This window comes from Citrobacter sp. Cpo040 (assembly GCF_030332915.1).
Classification (GTDB): Bacteria; Pseudomonadota; Gammaproteobacteria; order Enterobacterales; family Enterobacteriaceae; genus Citrobacter; species Citrobacter portucalensis.
The window spans coordinates 983,355-1,000,285 of record NZ_JAOWGX010000034.1; the positions used below are offsets into that span (position 1 = coordinate 983,355).

Consider the following 16,931-nt stretch of genomic DNA (forward strand, 5'->3'; position numbering starts at 1 on the left):
GCTGAATCGCTTGTTAGCCGTAGCTCAGGGGCAAAATCGTTTCAGGCAGTGTAATAAAAAAAGCCCCGCGGGTGAATCCACGCGGAGCTTAAAAGTGCAAAAATTATTCTACAATCTGTGTTAGATCATGTTACCGGTAAAATAACACCTATGGGCTAGATGATATTTTACTCGAATTCGTTCCAGGAACGACCATCACGGGTAATCATGGCCACAGAGGCAACTGGTCCCCAGGTCCCGGCCTGATACGGCTTCGGTGCATCGTTGTCCATTGCCCAGGCTTCGGTAATGGAATCGACCCACTTCCATGCTTCTTCAACTTCATCTCGACGCACAAACAGCGCCTGAATGCCGCGCATCGTTTCAAGCAGCAGGCGCTCATAAGCGTCGGCCAGATGCGTTTGGTTGAAGGTTTCGGAGTAGCTCAGGTCAAGTTTGGTAATTTGCAGGTTATGCTTGTGATCCAGTCCCGGCACTTTGTTCAGTACCTGGATATCGACACCTTCATCAGGCTGCAAACGGATAGTCAGCTTGTTCTGCGGCAGGTCCTGCCAGGATTCTCTGAACAGGTTCAGCTCAGGCGTTTTGAAGTAAACCACCACTTCAGAGCACTTGGTCGGTAAACGCTTACCGGTACGCAGGTAGAACGGTACGCCCGCCCAGCGCCAGTTATCGATATCCACACGGATCGCCACAAACGTTTCCGTGTTGCTGCTCTTGTTCGCGCCTTCTTCTTCCAGGTATCCCGGAACTTTTTTGCCCTGGGCAAAACCGGCGGTGTACTGACCACGAACTGTCTTTTCACGTACGTTCGAACGATCGATACGACGCAGTGATTTCAGTACTTTCACTTTTTCATCACGGATGCTGTCTGCGCTCAGATCGGACGGCGGAGACATCGCGATCATGCACAGGATCTGCAGCAGGTGGTTCTGGATCATGTCGCGCATTTGACCGGCCTGGTCAAAGTAGCCCCAGCGCCCTTCAATGCCCACTTCTTCCGCCACGGTAATTTCTACGTGGTCGATAGTGCGGTTATCCCAGTTATTCACAAACAGGGAGTTGGCAAACCGCAGTGCCAACAGGTTCAGTACCGTCTCTTTGCCGAGATAGTGGTCGATGCGGTAAACCTGGCACTCTTCGAAATACTCGCCAACCTGATCGTTGATTTCACGGGATGTTGCCAGTGACGTGCCCAGCGGTTTTTCCATCACCACGCGGGCAGGCTTAGCATTCAGCTTTGCTTCACCCAGACCTTTGCAGATCGCGCCAAAGGTGCTTGGCGGCATTGCGAAATAGTTGATGGTGGTACGCGATTTTTGATCCAGCATTTTGCCCAGACGCTTAAACGCGGCGGTGTCGTTGACGTCCAGGTTACAAAACTCAAGACGACCGCTGAGGGTTTCCCACAACCTTTCATCAATTTTTTCTTTCATGAAGGTTTCGAGCGCTTCGCGCACAACCTTGGTATAGGCTGCTTTGTCCCAGTCGGCACGCCCAACCCCAATGATGCGGGTATCCGGGTTAATCTGGCCGGCCTTTTCCAGTTGATACAGGGAAGGCAGCAATTTCCGTCGCGCCAGGTCGCCCTTCGCGCCGAAAATGACCAGATCACATGCCTGGGCTGTTTGCGTTACCGCCATGTCATTCTCCTCAATTAAGTGCCTGGTGCTTTTGCCAGACACTGGTTGTAATTTTATTACAGTGCACTGTACTGCTTTTACGTGAATCCGGAAACCGTAAACGCTTATCCAGCCGTGCTGTTACCGCGAACAGCCGCTTTATTGGCGTATAACCCATCAAAATGGATAAAAAAGTCGTCTTTTTCGTACCCATGAAGAAGTATGAAAATCCGACTCCGATCATGTAATGAAAAAAAACAACAACTATTTTGTCCATTTTGCCCCGCTGCTGCACTAGCAGGGGTACTATCTACCAGAGTTACCGCTCGATTTCTCCTTATCGTTGAAATCGTTTTTGCCCATGACCCATGAGTCTACCTACATCATGAATATGCTGGAAAAAATCCAGTTAAAACTGGAACATTTGAGCAAGTCAGAGCGTAAAGTCGCCGACATTATTCTTGCCTCTCCCGAGCGGGCAATTCACTCAAGCATCGCTGCGCTTGCTGTAGAAGCCAACGTCAGCGAACCGACGGTGAACCGTTTCTGTCGTAGCATGGATACGCGCGGCTTCCCTGATTTTAAACTGCATCTGGCACAAAGTCTGGCAAATGGTACCCCTTATGTTAATCGCAATGTGGATGAGGATGACAGCGTAGAATCTTATACGGGGAAAATCTTCGAATCGGCGATGGCAAGCCTTGACCACGTTCGTCAGTCGCTGGATAACGCGGCGGTAAACCGGGCGGTAGATTTGTTAACCCAGGCGAAGAAAATCGCCTTCTTTGGTTTAGGTTCTTCCGCCGCGGTCGCACACGACGCGATGAACAAATTTTTCCGCTTTAACGTACCGGTAATCTATTCCGACGACATTGTCCTGCAACGGATGAGTTGTATGAATTGTAGCGACGACGACGTCATTGTGCTTATTTCTCATACCGGAAGAACCAAAAGTCTGGTTGAACTGGCGCAGTTAGCAAGGGAAAACGACGCTATGGTTATCGCCCTCACCTCTCCCGGCACGCCACTGGCGCGTGAAGCCACGCTGGCTATTACCCTCGATGTACCGGAAGATACTGACATTTATATGCCCATGGTCTCTCGACTTGCTCAACTGACCGTGATAGATGTGCTGGCTACAGGATTTACTTTGCGCCGAGGGGCAAAATTTAGAGATAACTTGAAGCGTGTCAAGGAAGCGCTCAAGGAATCGCGTTTTGATAAAGAATTACTCATCAAGAGTGATGACCGCTAAAAGCAATAACAATGTTCTACCCTTTTATCATCCGGGTCGTTCATTTTACCGTTAATGTTTGAGAACGGCCGGATTAATGTTCACGCAACACCTAGTTGTTTCAGTCAACGGAGTATTACATGTCCAGAAGGCTTCGCAGAACCAAAATCGTTACCACGTTAGGCCCGGCAACTGACCGCGATAACAACCTTGAGAAGATTATCGCCGCGGGTGCGAACGTCGTACGTATGAACTTTTCCCACGGCTCTCCAGAAGATCACAAACTGCGGGCGGATAAGGTCCGTGAAATTGCCGCAAAACTGGGACGTCATGTAGCTATTTTGGGTGACCTGCAGGGACCTAAAATCCGCGTATCTACCTTTAAAGAAGGTAAAGTTTTTCTTAATGTTGGCGACAAGTTCCTGTTAGACGCCAACCTCGGTAAAGGCGAAGGCGACAAAGAAAAAGTCGGCATTGATTATAAGGGACTGCCTGCAGACGTCGTGCCTGGCGACATCCTGCTGCTCGACGACGGTCGCGTACAGCTTAAAGTGCTGGAAGTTCAGGGCATGAAAGTCTTCACCGAAGTCACTGTCGGTGGCCCGCTGTCCAATAACAAGGGCATCAACAAACTGGGCGGCGGTCTCTCTGCTGAAGCCCTGACCGAAAAAGACAAAGCCGACATCATTACCGCTGCGCAAATCAGCGTTGACTATTTGGCTGTCTCCTTCCCGCGCTGCGGCGAAGATCTAAACTATGCCCGCCGTCTGGCGCGCGACGCCGGTTGCGATGCGAAAATTGTCGCCAAGGTAGAACGTGCAGAAGCCGTCTGCGACCAGAATGCGATGGATGACATCATCCTGGCTTCTGACGTAGTGATGGTAGCCCGTGGCGACCTGGGTGTTGAAATCGGTGACCCTGAGCTGGTAGGTATTCAGAAAGCGTTGATTCGCCGTGCGCGTCAGCTGAACCGTGCGGTCATCACCGCCACACAGATGATGGAGTCGATGATCACCAACCCAATGCCGACTCGGGCGGAAGTGATGGACGTGGCTAACGCCGTCCTCGACGGCACCGATGCCGTAATGCTCTCTGCCGAAACAGCAGCAGGTCAGTACCCGGCGGAAACCGTCGCGGCAATGGCGCGCGTTTGCCTGGGTGCAGAGAAGATCCCAAGCATCAACGTCTCTAAACACCGCCTTGACGTGCAGTTTGATAACGTTGAAGAAGCGATTGCGATGTCAGCGATGTACGCTGCTAACCACCTGAAAGGGGTCACCGCTATCATCGCTATGACGGAGTCTGGTCGTACTGCGCTGATGACTTCTCGTATCAGTTCCGGTCTGCCAATTTTCGCGATGTCTCGTCATGAACGTACGTTGAATCTGACCTCTCTGTATCGCGGTGTCACCCCGGTTCACTTTGACAGCGAAACAGATGGCGTCGTTGCCGCCAATGAAGCAGTGAACCTGCTGCGCGATAAAGGCTATCTGGTTTCCGGCGATCTGGTGATCGTGACACAGGGCGATGTGATGAGCACCATTGGCTCAACTAACACCACGCGTATCCTGACCGTCGAGTAACACCAGAGTTTGATGTAAAAAAGCCTCTCGTTTGAGAGGCTTTTTTTTATTTCTTCGGATAGAGATCTTTGCGCTTATAGGGCTCAATCTCGCCGGGTTTACGCGTCTTAAGCAGTTTCAGTATCCAGGTGTATTGTTCGACATGAGGCGTGACAAAAATCTCCACCTCTTCGTTCATTCGTCTGGCAATGGTGTGGTCATCCGCTGTCAGGATGTCATCCATCGGAGGACGGACCTTAATCGTCAGGCGGTGAGTTTTACCGTCATACACCGGAAACAGCGGCACTACACGCGCGTGGCAGACCTTCATCAAGCGACCAATTGCCGGTAACGTTGCTTTATAGGTAGCAAAAAAATCGACAAACTCGCTGTGCTCAGGCCCGTGGTCCTGATCCGGGAGGTAGTATCCCCAATATCCCTGACGTACAGACTGAATAAACGGTTTGATGCCATCATTACGCGCATGTAATCGACCTCCGAAACGACGGCGTACCGTGTTCCAGACGTAATCAAATACCGGGTTTCCCTGATTGTGGAACATTGCTGCCATTTTCTGTCCCTGGGAAGCCATCAGCATCGCCGGGATATCTACGCCCCAGCCATGAGGAACGAGAAAAATCACTTTTTCATCGTTGCGGCGCATCTCTTCGATGATTTCAAGGCCCTGCCAGTCAACCCGATTCTGAATTTTCTCCGGCCCGCGCAGGGCGAGTTCCGCCATCATGACCATCGCCTGAGGGGCGGTCGCGAACATCTCATCGACAATGGCTTCGCGCTCAGCTTCGCTGCGTTCAGGAAAACAAAGGGATAAATTGATCAGCGCTCTGCGACGTGAGCTTTTTCCCAAGCGTCCAACCATCCGTCCGAGCTTTGCCAGAATAGGATCGCGAAATGACGCTGGCGTTAACGCAATCCCAGCTATCGCCGCTACACCCAGCCAGGCGCCCCAGTAGCGCGGATGGCGAAATGATTTATGAAACTCAGGGATATACTCAATATTCTTTTTTTTCGTTTCCATGCTCTTCCAGTGTCTGGTGCCGCGAAAAGTAAATCTGCTGATAGTGTAGCGGCGCACCGTGCGCCGTACAAAATAAAAAAGCCGGCACGCATCGCGTACCGGCTTTATCAGTGTGCTAATTAATCAAAACGTAGCTGAGGCATAACTTCTTTCACCTGCGCCAGATAATCGGTGCGATCCGAGCCGGTCAGACCTTCTGTACGCGGCAGTTTAGCCGTCAGAGGGTTCACGGCCTGCTGGTTGATCCACACTTCGTAGTGCAGATGCGGACCAGTTGAACGCCCCGTGTTACCTGACAGCGCGATACGATCGCCACGTTTCACTTTTTGACCTGGTTTCACCAACAGCTTACGTAGGTGCATATAACGGGTGGTGTAAGTGCGACCATGACGTACTGCAACATAGTATCCGGCAGCGCCGCTACGCTTCGCTACAACCACTTCACCATCGCCTACCGACAGTACCGGCGTCCCCTGCGGCATCGCAAAGTCGACACCTTTGTGTGGCGCTACGCGTCCAGTCACCGGATTCAGGCGACGCGGGTTAAAGTTCGAGGAGATGCGGAACTGTTTCGCCGTCGGGAAACGCATGAAGCCTTTCGCCAGCCCGGTACCGTTACGGTCATAGAACTTACCGTCTTCAGCACGGATGGCGTAATAGTCTTTGCCTTCAGAACGTAAACGCACGCCCAGCAGCTGGCTTTGCTCGCGCTTACCGTCCAGCATTTCGCGAGACATCAGCACTGAGAACTCATCGCCTTTTTTCAGTTTGCGGAAATCCATCTGCCACTGCATGGCCTTAATCACCGCGCTGATTTCAGAGCTGGTCAGTCCGGCCTCTTTGGCGCTGGCGACGAAGCTTCCGCCCACCGTGCCTTTGATACGGCTGTTAACCCAATCGCCCTGCTGCATTTCGCTGCTCATTTTGAAACCTGTCGCAGTGCGATCGTAAGTGCGGGTTTCACGGCGGGACACTTCCCAGGTCAGACGCTGCAGGTCACCTTCCGCGCTTAAGGTCCAGGATAACTGCTGACCAATTTTCAGATTGCGCAGTTCTTTATCGGAAGCAGCGAGCTGACTGATGTCGCCCATATCGATGCCGTACTGATTCAGAATACTGCTCAGCGTATCGCCTGTGGAGACGACATACTCATGCACGCCGGCTTCACCAGACGTTTTGTCATCCAGTTCATCCTGCGGAATGGCTTCGTCTTCCTGCGCGGCCTGATCGATAGGTTCACTGGCCTCAGGCAACAGTGAACGAATTTCGCTTTTTTCCAGCTCGATAGTTTTAACGATGGGTGCTGAATCGGGATGGTAAACATAAGGCCGCCAGACGGCGACGGCCAATGTCAGTACGGTAAGCGACCCCAGCATAACGCGATGGGGTCGCGGCAGATTATTAAATGCCAGAGCGACAGAGCGGGCTATCTGTTGCACGTATTCACTTCCTCATTAATCTCCTTTCAGGCAGCTCGCATACTGGTTGGCTAATTGGTTCAAAAACGCTGAATAGCTTGTTTTACCCAGTTTGATATTCGTTCCGAGCGGATCCAACGTTCCCATTCGAACGGATGTCCCTCTCGCGACGGCTTCAACGACCGCTGGCCTGAACTGTGGCTCAGCAAAAACGCAGGTTGCTTTTTGCTCAACCAACTGTGTTCTTATTTCATGTAAACGCTGCGCACCAGGTTGAATCTCAGGGTTCACGGTAAAGTGACCAAGCGGTGTTAGTCCGTAGTGTTTTTCGTAGTAGCCATAGGCGTCATGAAAAACGAAATAACCTTTTCCCTTGAGCGGTGCGAGCTCGTTACCTACCTGCTTATCGGTTGCGGCTAATTGTGCCTCAAAATCCTTCAGGTTGGCGTCAAGTTTGGCTCGACTTTGCGGCATAAGTTCCACTAATTTTTCATGGATTGCAACCGCTGAGGCCCGCGCTATCTCTGGGGAAAGCCAAAGATGCATGTTGTAATCGCCATGATGGTGATGCTCGTCACTTTTTTCACCGCCAGCATCATTGTGTCCATGATCGTCATCGTCGTCATCGGCACCTTTCATGAGTAACGGTTTCACGTCATTGAGCTGCGCAATCGTTACCTGTTTCGCGTTAGGAATATTCTTGACTGACTTTTCCATAAACGCTTCCATCTCAGGTCCAATCCAAACAACTAAGTCCGCGCCCTGTAAGCGTTTTACGTCTGATGGACGCAGTGAATAGTCATGTTCGGAAGCCCCGTCAGGCAGGAGAACCTCAGTGTCTGTTACCCCGTCTGCAATGGCTGAAGCAATAAACCCCAGCGGCTTGAGTGAGGCCACCACAGCGGCATTTGCTGCCTGTGTTGCACTACCCCAAAGAGCAGCGGATAATGCTGCGAAAAGAAGCGTATTTTTATGTAACATAATGCGACCAATCATCGTAATGAATGTAAGAAATGTGATATTATAACATTCTATAACTTCTGCAAGACTAAAATTGATATGACGACTTTGGTTTCACTGGAAAATGTCTCGGTCTCTTATGGTCAACGCCGCGTCCTGTCTGACGTATCGCTTGAACTTCGACCCGGTAAAATTTTAACGCTTCTCGGCCCAAATGGTGCCGGGAAGTCTACGCTGGTGCGCGTTGTATTAGGGCTGGTAGCGGCTGATGAGGGAGTAATCAAGCGTAATGGTCAATTGCGGATTGGCTATGTACCGCAAAAACTGTACCTCGATACTACGCTGCCACTGACGGTAAGTCGGTTTATGCGCTTACGTCCCGGCACCAAAAAAGAGGATATCCTTCCGGCACTGAAGCGCGTTCAGGCCGGGCATCTGATGGATGCGCCGATGCAAAAGCTCTCTGGCGGGGAAACGCAACGCGTCCTGTTGGCCCGTGCTTTATTGAATAAACCTCAGCTACTGGTGCTTGATGAACCAACCCAGGGCGTGGATGTCAATGGGCAGGTCGCACTGTACGACCTTATCGACCAGTTGCGACGTGAACTGGATTGCGCCGTACTGATGGTTTCCCATGACCTGCATCTGGTGATGGCCAAAACCGATGAGGTACTGTGCCTGAACCATCATATTTGCTGTTCCGGTGCGCCTGAAGTGGTTTCTATGCACCCGGAATTCATCTCAATGTTCGGGCAACGCGGCGCCGAACAACTCGGAATTTACCGTCATAATCACAATCACCGCCACGATTTACAGGGTCGTATCGTCTTACGCCGGGGAAATGGTCACTCATGATTGAATTGTTATTACCCGGCTGGTTAGCTGGGATCATGCTGGCCTGTGCCGCTGGCCCACTCGGCTCGTTCGTCGTCTGGCGTCGAATGTCTTATTTCGGTGATACGCTGGCCCACGCTTCGCTGCTGGGAGTCGCCTTTGGCCTGCTGCTGGATGTAAACCCTTTCTATGCGGTTATCGCCGTCACCCTGTTGCTGGCTGGCGGTCTGGTATGGCTGGAGAAGCGCCCTCACCTTGCGATCGATACCTTGCTGGGTATTATGGCGCACAGCGCATTGTCATTGGGGCTGGTTGTTGTCAGCCTGATGTCCAACATCCGTGTAGATCTGATGGCTTACCTGTTTGGTGATTTGCTCGCCGTGACGCCAGAAGATCTTATCTCCATCGCCATCGGCGTGGTTATTGTTCTGGCGATTCTGTTCTGGCAGTGGCGTAACCTGCTGTCGATGACCATCAGTCCGGATCTGGCATTTGTCGATGGCGTGAAACTGCAACGCGTGAAGCTGCTGCTGATGCTGGTTACGGCGTTAACGATTGGCGTGGCGATGAAGTTTGTCGGGGCGCTGATTATCACCTCACTGCTTATCATCCCTGCGGCGACCGCCCGTCGCTTTGCCCGTACGCCGGAGCAGATGGCAGGGGTTGCCGTTGGAGTGGGAATGATAGCGGTTACAGGCGGGCTGACCTTCTCGGCCTTCTATGACACCCCGGCAGGTCCTTCCGTGGTGCTGTGCGCCGCGCTGCTGTTTATTTTCAGCATGATGAAAAAGCAAGCGAGCTAAGCATGCGTTGCCCGGTGGCGCTGCGCTTACCGGGCCCACAAAATCGCCCAGGCCTGATGAGCGTCGCGACATCAGGCATTAAGGCATCTGTGGCGGTGTAATGCCAAAATGGTTCCAGGCGCGCACGGTTGCCATACGTCCACGCGGCGTACGTTGTAGAAAACCTTGCTGAATCAGATACGGCTCCAGCACGTCCTCAATGGTTTCACGCTCTTCCCCAATCGCCGCTGCCAAGTTATCCAGTCCTACCGGTCCGCCAAAGAATTTATCGATAACCGCCAGCAGCAGCTTACGGTCCATATAATCGAATCCTTCCGCATCCACATTGAGCATATCCAGCGCCTGGGCGGCAATATCTGCTGAAATTGTGCCGTCATGCTTCACTTCGGCGAAATCGCGTACCCGGCGTAATAAGCGGTTGGCGATACGCGGTGTACCGCGAGCGCGGCGTGCCACTTCCAGCGCACCTTCATCGCTCATTTCCAGACCCATAAAACGCGCACTGCGTCCTACAATGTGCTGCAGGTCAGCCACCTGATAGAATTCCAGGCGCTGCACAATACCAAAACGGTCACGCAGCGGAGAGGTTAACGACCCGGCGCGCGTCGTCGCCCCGATTAGCGTGAACGGCGGCAGATCGATCTTAATCGAACGGGCAGCCGGTCCTTCACCAATCATGATATCCAGCTGATAATCTTCCATTGCCGGATACAACACCTCTTCCACCACGGGTGACAGACGATGTATTTCATCGATAAACAGCACATCGTGGGGTTCAAGGTTGGTAAGCATTGCCGCCAGGTCACCCGCTTTTTCCAGAACCGGACCGGACGTGGTGCGCAGATTAACGCCCATTTCATTGGCGACAATATTGGCAAGCGTAGTTTTACCAAGACCAGGAGGACCGAAAATCAGCAGGTGATCGAGAGCGTCACCGCGCAGCTTCGCCGCCTGGATAAAAATCTCCATTTGCGAACGGACCTGAGGCTGGCCAATGTACTCTTCCAGCAATTTTGGGCGAATCGCACGATCCACCAGATCTTCAGGGGTAGTGCTGACAGCCGAAATCAGGCGATCTGCTTCAATCATCCTTTACCTCACAATGCCGCGCGAAGCGCTTCACGAATCAGGGTTTCACTGCTGGCATCAGGGCGGGCAATTTTGCTCACCATGCGGCTGGCTTCCTGTGGTTTATAGCCCAACGCCACCAGCGCAGCAATCGCTTCCTGCTCGGCGTCGTCCGTTGTCGGGCTAGCCGGAGAAGTCAGGACCAGATCCGCCGCTGGTGTAAAGAGATCACCATGCAAACCTTTAAAGCGGTCTTTCATTTCTACAATCAGGCGTTCTGCGGTTTTCTTACCAATACCCGGTAATTTCACCAGCGCGCCCAGCTCTTCGCGCTCCACGGCATTAACGAACTGCTGAGCAGACATACCGGAGAGGATCGCCAGCGCCAGCTTCGGCCCCACGCCATTGGTTTTGATTAACTCTTTAAACAGCGTGCGCTCTTGCTTGTTGTTAAAGCCATACAATAGCTGAGCATCTTCTCGCACCACAAAATGGGTGAAAATAATCGCTTCTTGCCCGGCTTCAGGCAACTCGTAGAAACAGGTCATCGGCATATGCACTTCATAGCCTACCCCGCCCGTTTCCAGAAGGACCAGCGGGGGTTGTTTTTCAATAATGATGCCTCTGAGTCTGCCTATCACGTGACGCTCCTGCGTTAAGGGCTAAAAGGTAATGCGCTATCATAAAAAAAGGCTGGATAGATATCCAGCCTCATTTGTCACTAACGTAATCGACCTCGCGCCAAATTCAGCCTCGACTCGCTCATTTGCATGGCGTTCTGACTGACATGGCAGTGGGTAATGGCAATCGCCAGTGCATCCGCGGCATCTGCTTGCGGATTCGCCGGGAGTTTTAGCAGCGTGCGTACCATATGTTGGACCTGGCTTTTTTCCGCGCTACCGATCCCCACCACGGTCTGTTTTACCTGGCGGGCCGCGTATTCAAAGACCGGTAGATCCTGATTGGTCGCCGCAACGATTGCCACGCCGCGAGCCTGTCCCAGCTTTAGCGCCGAGTCGGCGTTCTTCGCCATAAAAACCTGCTCAATGGCAAAATAGTCCGGCTGGAACTGGGTGATTATTTCCGTCACGCCCGCGTAAATCAATTTCAGACGTGACGGGAGATCGTCGACTTTGGTGCGAATGCAGCCGCTGCCGAGATAGGTCAACTGCCTGCCGACCTGACGAATAACGCCATAACCGGTGATGCGAGACCCCGGGTCAATGCCGAGAATAATAGACATCACGCATCTCCTGTTATTTTATGGCTTAACCACATCATTCTAAGGTGGCAGCAACCTCATCGGAGATTTCACCGTTGTGGTAAACTTCCTGCACGTCGTCGCAGTCTTCCAGCATATCGATCAGACGCATCAGCTTCGGCGCTGTTTCTGCATCCATATCCGCTTTGGTGGATGGGATCATAGACACTTCAGCTGCGTCCGCTTTCAGACCAGCCGCTTCCAGCGCGTCACGCACTTTGCCCATCTCTTCCCACGCGGTGTAAACGTCAATTGCGCCGTCGTCGAAGGTCACAACGTCTTCAGCACCTGCTTCCAGCGCCGCTTCCATGATGGCGTCTTCGTCGCCCTGTTCAAAGGAGATCACGCCTTTTTTGCTGAACAGATAAGCCACGGAACCGTCGGTACCGAGGTTACCACCCGTTTTCGTGAACGCGTGACGCACTTCCGCAACGGTACGGTTACGGTTGTCAGACAGACATTCAATCATAACGGCTGTACCGCCAGGACCGTAACCTTCATAGATGATGGTTTCCATGTTGGAATCTTCATCACCACCCACACCGCGAGCGATTGCACGGTTCAGAGTGTCACGGGTCATGTTGTTAGCCAGCGCTTTATCAACCGCTGCACGCAGACGCGGGTTAGCATCCGGATCGCCGCCGCCCAGTTTAGCCGCCGTCACCAGCTCACGAATTATTTTGGTGAAAATTTTACCGCGTTTAGCATCCTGCGCTGCTTTACGGTGTCTGGTGTTGGCCCATTTACTATGACCTGCCATAAATAATATCTCCAAAAAGCGCGCCTTTTCAGGCGACGTTAATTACAAACTCTTCAATCGCCTGCCGGTTACTCCACGACTTGGTTAATTGGGCGGCTTCAACCGCATTAACCCAACGATAGGTAAGATGTTCGGTGAACACGATCTCTCGTTCTGAGGGAAGTGCCAGGCAAAACCAGGATTCAGTATTACGTTCAATTCCCGGTGCATAGCGATGACGTAAATGGCTAAAAATCTCAAACTCCACCGTGCGCTGACAGTCAATTAAGGTCAGTTGCTCAGATGCAACATCAATGGCGACCTCTTCCTTTACTTCGCGCATAGCGGCTTGCGACGCGGTTTCACCTTCTTCAAGGCTGCCGGTGACCGACTGCCAGAAATCAGGATCGTCGCGTCGCTGTAACATCAGCACTCTCCCGGTGTCCTTTGCATAAATCACGACTAACACCGAGACAGGCTGTTTATATGTCATATCAGTTATTCTCGGCCTTCTTAACAACCTGAATGCTCAGTTCCGCCAGCGCAGCTGCGTTGGCAAAGCTTGGCGCTTCAGTCATCAGACACGCTGCAGCCGTGGTTTTCGGGAAAGCAATAACGTCACGAATGTTGTCAGTACCGGTCAACAGCATAGTCAGACGGTCCAGACCAAACGCCAGGCCCGCATGCGGCGGTGTACCATATTTTAGCGCATCCAGCAGGAAGCCGAATTTCTCACGCTGTTCTTGCTCATTAATGCCCAGAATACCGAATACGGTTTGCTGCATGTCGCCGTTGTGAATACGCACGGAACCGCCGCCTACTTCGTAGCCGTTGATGACCATATCGTACGCGTTGGCAACCGCGTCTTCCGGCGCAGCTTTCAGCTCAGCGGCCGTCATATCTTTCGGCGCGGTGAACGGGTGGTGCATTGCGGTCAGCCCGCCTTCACCATCGTCTTCGAACATTGGGAAGTCGATAACCCACAGCGGTGCCCATTTGGCTTCGTCGGTGATGTTCAGGTCTTTACCCAGTTTCAGACGCAGCGCGCCCATCGCGTCGGCAACTACTTTCTTGTTGTCGGCACCGAAGAAAATCATGTCGCCGTCTTGTGCACCGGTACGTGCCAGAATCGCTTCCACAATTTCTGCGTTCAGGAACTTAGCAACTGGGCTGGTAATACCTTCCAGACCTTTCGCACGTTCGGTGACTTTGATGTAAGCCAGGCCTTTCGCGCCGTAAATCTTGATAAAGTTACCGTAATCGTCGATCTGCTTACGGCTCAGTGCAGCACCGCCCGGTACACGCAGAGCAGCTACGCGGCCTTTCGCATCGTTTGCCGGACCAGAGAACACTGCGAACTCAACGTCTTTCACCAGATCGGCGACGTCAACCAGCTCCATCGGGTTACGCAGGTCTGGTTTATCGGAACCGTAACGACGCTCAGCTTCGGCAAAGGTCATGATCGGGAAATCACCCAGATCCACACCTTTCACTTCCAGCCACAGGTTACGCACCAGCGCTTCCATCACTTCACGCACCTGCGGTGCGGTCATGAAGGAAGTCTCAACGTCGATCTGGGTAAATTCAGGCTGACGGTCAGCACGTAAGTCTTCATCACGGAAGCATTTTACGATCTGATAGTAGCGGTCAAAGCCAGACATCATCAGCAGCTGTTTAAACAACTGAGGTGATTGCGGCAGCGCGTAGAATTTACCTTTATGTACGCGAGAAGGTACCAGGTAATCGCGCGCGCCTTCCGGCGTCGCTTTGGTCAGCATCGGTGTTTCGATGTCGAGGAAGCCGTGGTCGTCCATAAAACGACGCACCAGACTGGTGATTTTGGCACGCGTTTTCAGGCGCTGCGCCATTTCAGGGCGACGCAGATCTAAATAGCGATACTTCAGTCGCGCTTCTTCGGTGTTGACGTGGTTAGAGTCCAACGGCAGCGAGTCTGAACGGTTGATGATGGTCAGATCGGAGGCCAGTACTTCAATTTCGCCCGTCGCCATATCGGCGTTGACGTTTTTCGCGTCACGCGCACGCACGGTGCCCGTAACCTGGATACAGAACTCATTACGCAGTTCGGAGGCCAGCTTTAACGCGTCCGCACGGTCCGGATCGAAAAATACCTGCACGATACCTTCGCGGTCGCGCATATCGATAAAGATCAGGCTACCAAGATCACGACGACGGTTGACCCAACCACACAGAGTCACCTGCTGCCCCTCGTGGGACAGACGTAGCTGTCCGCAATATTCTGTACGCATGAGATATCCCTTAACTTTGCCGCAGGCGGATTGTCACCTGTCTCGCAGATGACGAAGTCGCAGCTTTAGCTGAATGTCACAACTTAATGAAAAAAGGCGGCTATTATACTGGAAATTCTGCCGCACGATAAGAGCCTACTGGGATAGACTCTCAGTCCGGTACTGACTGTACGCCTGTTTCCTGGACGGGCATTGCGTAATCTCACAAAAAATAACAAAAATTGTCGCCCCTTTCACACTGATTCGCGATTAAGGTGTAACGGAATTCTTTTATTACTGGAGTGACCATGCTGGAATTGAACGCTAAAACAACCGCCCTTGTCGTAATTGATTTACAGGAAGGGATCCTGCCTTTCGCTGGCGGCCCTCATACGGCACATGATGTGGTTACCCGCGCCGCGCAATTGGCGGAAAAATTCCGTGCCCACGGTTCCCCGGTGGTAATGGTGCGCGTCGGCTGGTCTGACGATTACGCCGAAGCGCTGAAACAACCCGTAGATGCTCAGACTCCGGCAAAAGCGTTACCTGAAAATTGGTGGCATTACCCGGCTGCTTTGGGGAAATGCGCCAGCGATATCGAAGTGACTAAACGCCAGTGGGGAGCCTTCTATGGTACCGATCTGGAATTGCAGCTGCGTCGCCGGGGTATTGATACCATCGTCTTGTGCGGGATCTCGACGAACATTGGCGTTGAGTCGACGGCGCGAAATGCGTGGGAGCTGGGTTTCAGTCTTATCATTGCAGAGGATGCCTGTAGCGCCGCCAGTGCTGAGCAACACCAGGGCAGCATGACCCACATTTTCCCGCGCATTGCGCGCGTTCGCAGCGTGGAGGAGATTCTGCAAGCGCTATGATTTATATCGGATTACCTCAGTGGTCGCATCCAAAATGGGTGCGTCTGGGGATCACCAGCCTTGAAGAGTATGCCCGCCATTTTAACTGCGTGGAGGGCAATACCACGCTGTATGCGCTGCCTAAAGCTGATATTGTTGCCCGCTGGCAGGCACAGACCACCGATGCGTTTCGATTTTGTTTTAAGTTTCCGGCGACCATTTCGCATCAGGCTGCGCTGCGTAATTGTGATGACCTCGTACAGGAATTTTTTACGCGCATGTCGCCGCTGGAATCGCGCATTGGACAATACTGGCTGCAATTACCTGCGACTTTTGGCCCACGCGATCTGCCTGCCCTGTGGCAGTTTCTCGATGTGCTCCCGAATTCCTTTACCTACGGTGTGGAAGTTCGCCATCCAGACTTCTTTGCCAAAGGCGAAGCCGAGCAGCTATTTAATCGCGGTTTACACGAGCGCGGAGTAAACCGGGTGATTCTGGACAGCCGCCCGGTGCATGCCGCAATCCCGCATACTGAAGCAATACGTGACGCCCAGCGCAAGAAACCGAAGGTTCCGGTGCATGCGGTGGTGACGGCAAACCATCCGATGGTACGCTTTATCGGTAGCGATAATATGGCACAAAACAGCGAGCTTTTTGCCGTCTGGCTGACCAAGCTATCGCTATGGCAACGCACCACGACTCCGTATCTGTTTTTGCATACGCCGGACATCGCGCAGGCCCCGGAGCTTGTTGATACGCTATGGGCAGATTTACGCAGCGCCCTGCCAGAGATCGGATCAGCACCCTCTATTCCACAGCAATCTTCTCTTTTCTGAAATTGCCACCTATCATAGTCAGTGCCAGCAGCCATTTTAAAAGGGAGTTTGTATGGTAAGCGCGCTTTATGCCGTATTGGGTGCGTTATTGTTAATAAAGTTCTCCTTTGACGTCGTTCGCCTGCGCATGCAATATCGCGTTGCCTATGGCGATGGAGGTTTTAGCGAACTGCAAAGCGCTATCCGCATTCACGGTAATGCGGTGGAATATATTCCCGTCGCGTTAGTGCTGCTGTTATTTATGGAAATGAACGGCGCAGAGACGTGGATGGTGCATATTTGCGGGCTGATGTTGATTGCCGGACGACTGATGCATTATTACGGATTCCACCACCGGCTCTTCCGCTGGCGCCGTTCAGGCATGAGCGCAACCTGGTGTTCGCTGTTGCTAATGGTGCTGGCGAATCTTTGGTATATGCCCTGGGAGTTGGTTTTCTCCCTGCATTAGCGCACAA

At 52.5% G+C, this 16,931-nt stretch carries 17 protein-coding genes; 7 read left to right on the forward strand and 10 right to left on the reverse strand.

Features of this window, described 5'->3' with window-relative positions; translation table 11 throughout:
* Positions 1-167: 167 nt before the first annotated feature.
* Positions 168-1,643: a glucose-6-phosphate dehydrogenase gene (gene zwf, locus OGX86_RS09490; RefSeq protein ID WP_048216177.1), complete on the reverse strand. Its 1,476-nt coding sequence runs from the start codon at positions 1,641-1,643 to the stop codon at positions 168-170.
* A 364-nt stretch (positions 1,644-2,007) separates the two neighbouring features.
* Here zwf and OGX86_RS09495 point away from each other — a divergent pair, with 364 nt between their 5' ends.
* Together OGX86_RS09495 and pyk are read left to right on the forward strand one after the other, a co-directional pair.
* The gene (locus OGX86_RS09495) at positions 2,008-2,877 is read left to right on the forward strand and encodes a MurR/RpiR family transcriptional regulator (protein WP_003034893.1); all 870 of its coding nucleotides are present in this window, start codon (positions 2,008-2,010) and stop codon (positions 2,875-2,877) included.
* Positions 2,878-2,996: 119 nt separating this feature from the next.
* The gene (gene pyk, locus OGX86_RS09500) at positions 2,997-4,439 is read left to right on the forward strand and encodes a pyruvate kinase (RefSeq protein ID WP_003034890.1); all 1,443 of its coding nucleotides are present in this window, start codon (positions 2,997-2,999) and stop codon (positions 4,437-4,439) included.
* 46 nt (positions 4,440-4,485) lie between these two features.
* On the opposite strand, the gene lpxM is transcribed toward pyk, so the two are convergent.
* The 3 genes from lpxM to znuA all read right to left on the reverse strand — a co-directional run bounded on the left by lpxM (position 4,486) and on the right by znuA (position 7,856).
* A complete protein-coding gene (lpxM, locus tag OGX86_RS09505) occupies positions 4,486-5,457 on the reverse strand; it encodes a lauroyl-Kdo(2)-lipid IV(A) myristoyltransferase (protein WP_048216176.1) in 972 nt (323 codons plus the stop codon).
* Between the two features lie 119 nt (positions 5,458-5,576).
* Positions 5,577-6,896: a murein DD-endopeptidase MepM gene (gene mepM, locus OGX86_RS09510; RefSeq protein ID WP_003833825.1), complete on the reverse strand. Its 1,320-nt coding sequence runs from the start codon at positions 6,894-6,896 to the stop codon at positions 5,577-5,579.
* Positions 6,897-6,911: 15 nt separating this feature from the next.
* Positions 6,912-7,856, reverse strand: coding sequence for a zinc ABC transporter substrate-binding protein ZnuA (gene znuA, locus OGX86_RS09515; RefSeq protein ID WP_048225779.1), 945 nt, complete (start codon positions 7,854-7,856; stop codon positions 6,912-6,914).
* A 78-nt stretch (positions 7,857-7,934) separates the two neighbouring features.
* Here znuA and znuC point away from each other — a divergent pair, with 78 nt between their 5' ends.
* Positions 7,935-8,690 carry a zinc ABC transporter ATP-binding protein ZnuC gene (znuC, locus tag OGX86_RS09520; RefSeq protein ID WP_003833829.1) on the forward strand — a complete coding sequence of 252 codons (756 nt, stop codon included), beginning with the start codon at positions 7,935-7,937 and terminating at the stop codon, positions 8,688-8,690.
* Positions 8,687-9,472 (forward strand): zinc ABC transporter permease subunit ZnuB, encoded by a 786-nt coding sequence (znuB, locus tag OGX86_RS09525; protein ID WP_003034874.1) that lies wholly within the window; start codon positions 8,687-8,689, stop codon positions 9,470-9,472. Before znuC ends, znuB begins: the two co-directional genes overlap by 4 nt.
* Before the next feature lie 78 nt (positions 9,473-9,550).
* Here znuB and ruvB read toward each other — a convergent pair whose 3' ends face one another.
* From ruvB to aspS, 6 genes are all read right to left on the reverse strand, one after another.
* Positions 9,551-10,561 carry a Holliday junction branch migration DNA helicase RuvB gene (ruvB, locus tag OGX86_RS09530; RefSeq protein ID WP_003034872.1) on the reverse strand — a complete coding sequence of 337 codons (1,011 nt, stop codon included), beginning with the start codon at positions 10,559-10,561 and terminating at the stop codon, positions 9,551-9,553.
* Between the two features lie 8 nt (positions 10,562-10,569).
* Entirely contained in the window at positions 10,570-11,181 is a 612-nt protein-coding gene (gene ruvA / locus OGX86_RS09535; RefSeq protein WP_128317045.1) for a Holliday junction branch migration protein RuvA, read from the reverse strand.
* 80 nt (positions 11,182-11,261) lie between these two features.
* A complete protein-coding gene (gene ruvC / locus OGX86_RS09540; RefSeq protein WP_003034867.1) occupies positions 11,262-11,783 on the reverse strand; it encodes a crossover junction endodeoxyribonuclease RuvC in 522 nt (173 codons plus the stop codon).
* Positions 11,784-11,817: 34 nt separating this feature from the next.
* Entirely contained in the window at positions 11,818-12,561 is a 744-nt protein-coding gene (locus tag OGX86_RS09545) for a YebC/PmpR family DNA-binding transcriptional regulator (protein ID WP_003833836.1), read from the reverse strand.
* A gap of 28 nt (positions 12,562-12,589) precedes the next feature.
* Positions 12,590-13,033: a dihydroneopterin triphosphate diphosphatase gene (gene nudB, locus OGX86_RS09550; RefSeq protein WP_003034863.1), complete on the reverse strand. Its 444-nt coding sequence runs from the start codon at positions 13,031-13,033 to the stop codon at positions 12,590-12,592.
* A 1-nt stretch (position 13,034) separates the two neighbouring features.
* On the reverse strand, positions 13,035-14,807 hold the full coding sequence (gene aspS / locus OGX86_RS09555; protein WP_003833841.1) for an aspartate--tRNA ligase: 1,773 nt from the start codon (positions 14,805-14,807) through the stop codon (positions 13,035-13,037).
* A gap of 287 nt (positions 14,808-15,094) precedes the next feature.
* On the opposite strand from aspS, the gene OGX86_RS09560 reads away from it, so the two are divergent.
* From OGX86_RS09560 to OGX86_RS09570, 3 genes are read left to right on the forward strand one after another with little or no spacing between them, the layout of a single operon-like run.
* Positions 15,095-15,661, forward strand: a complete 567-nt coding sequence (locus tag OGX86_RS09560; protein WP_128317046.1) for a hydrolase — start codon at positions 15,095-15,097, stop codon at positions 15,659-15,661.
* Positions 15,658-16,476 (forward strand): DUF72 domain-containing protein, encoded by an 819-nt coding sequence (locus tag OGX86_RS09565; protein WP_048224204.1) that lies wholly within the window; start codon positions 15,658-15,660, stop codon positions 16,474-16,476. The genes OGX86_RS09560 and OGX86_RS09565 overlap by 4 nt, the downstream gene beginning before the upstream one ends.
* 52 nt (positions 16,477-16,528) lie before the next feature.
* Positions 16,529-16,924, forward strand: coding sequence for an MAPEG family protein (locus OGX86_RS09570; protein ID WP_003833847.1), 396 nt, complete (start codon positions 16,529-16,531; stop codon positions 16,922-16,924).
* The last annotated feature ends 7 nt before the right edge of the window (positions 16,925-16,931 follow it).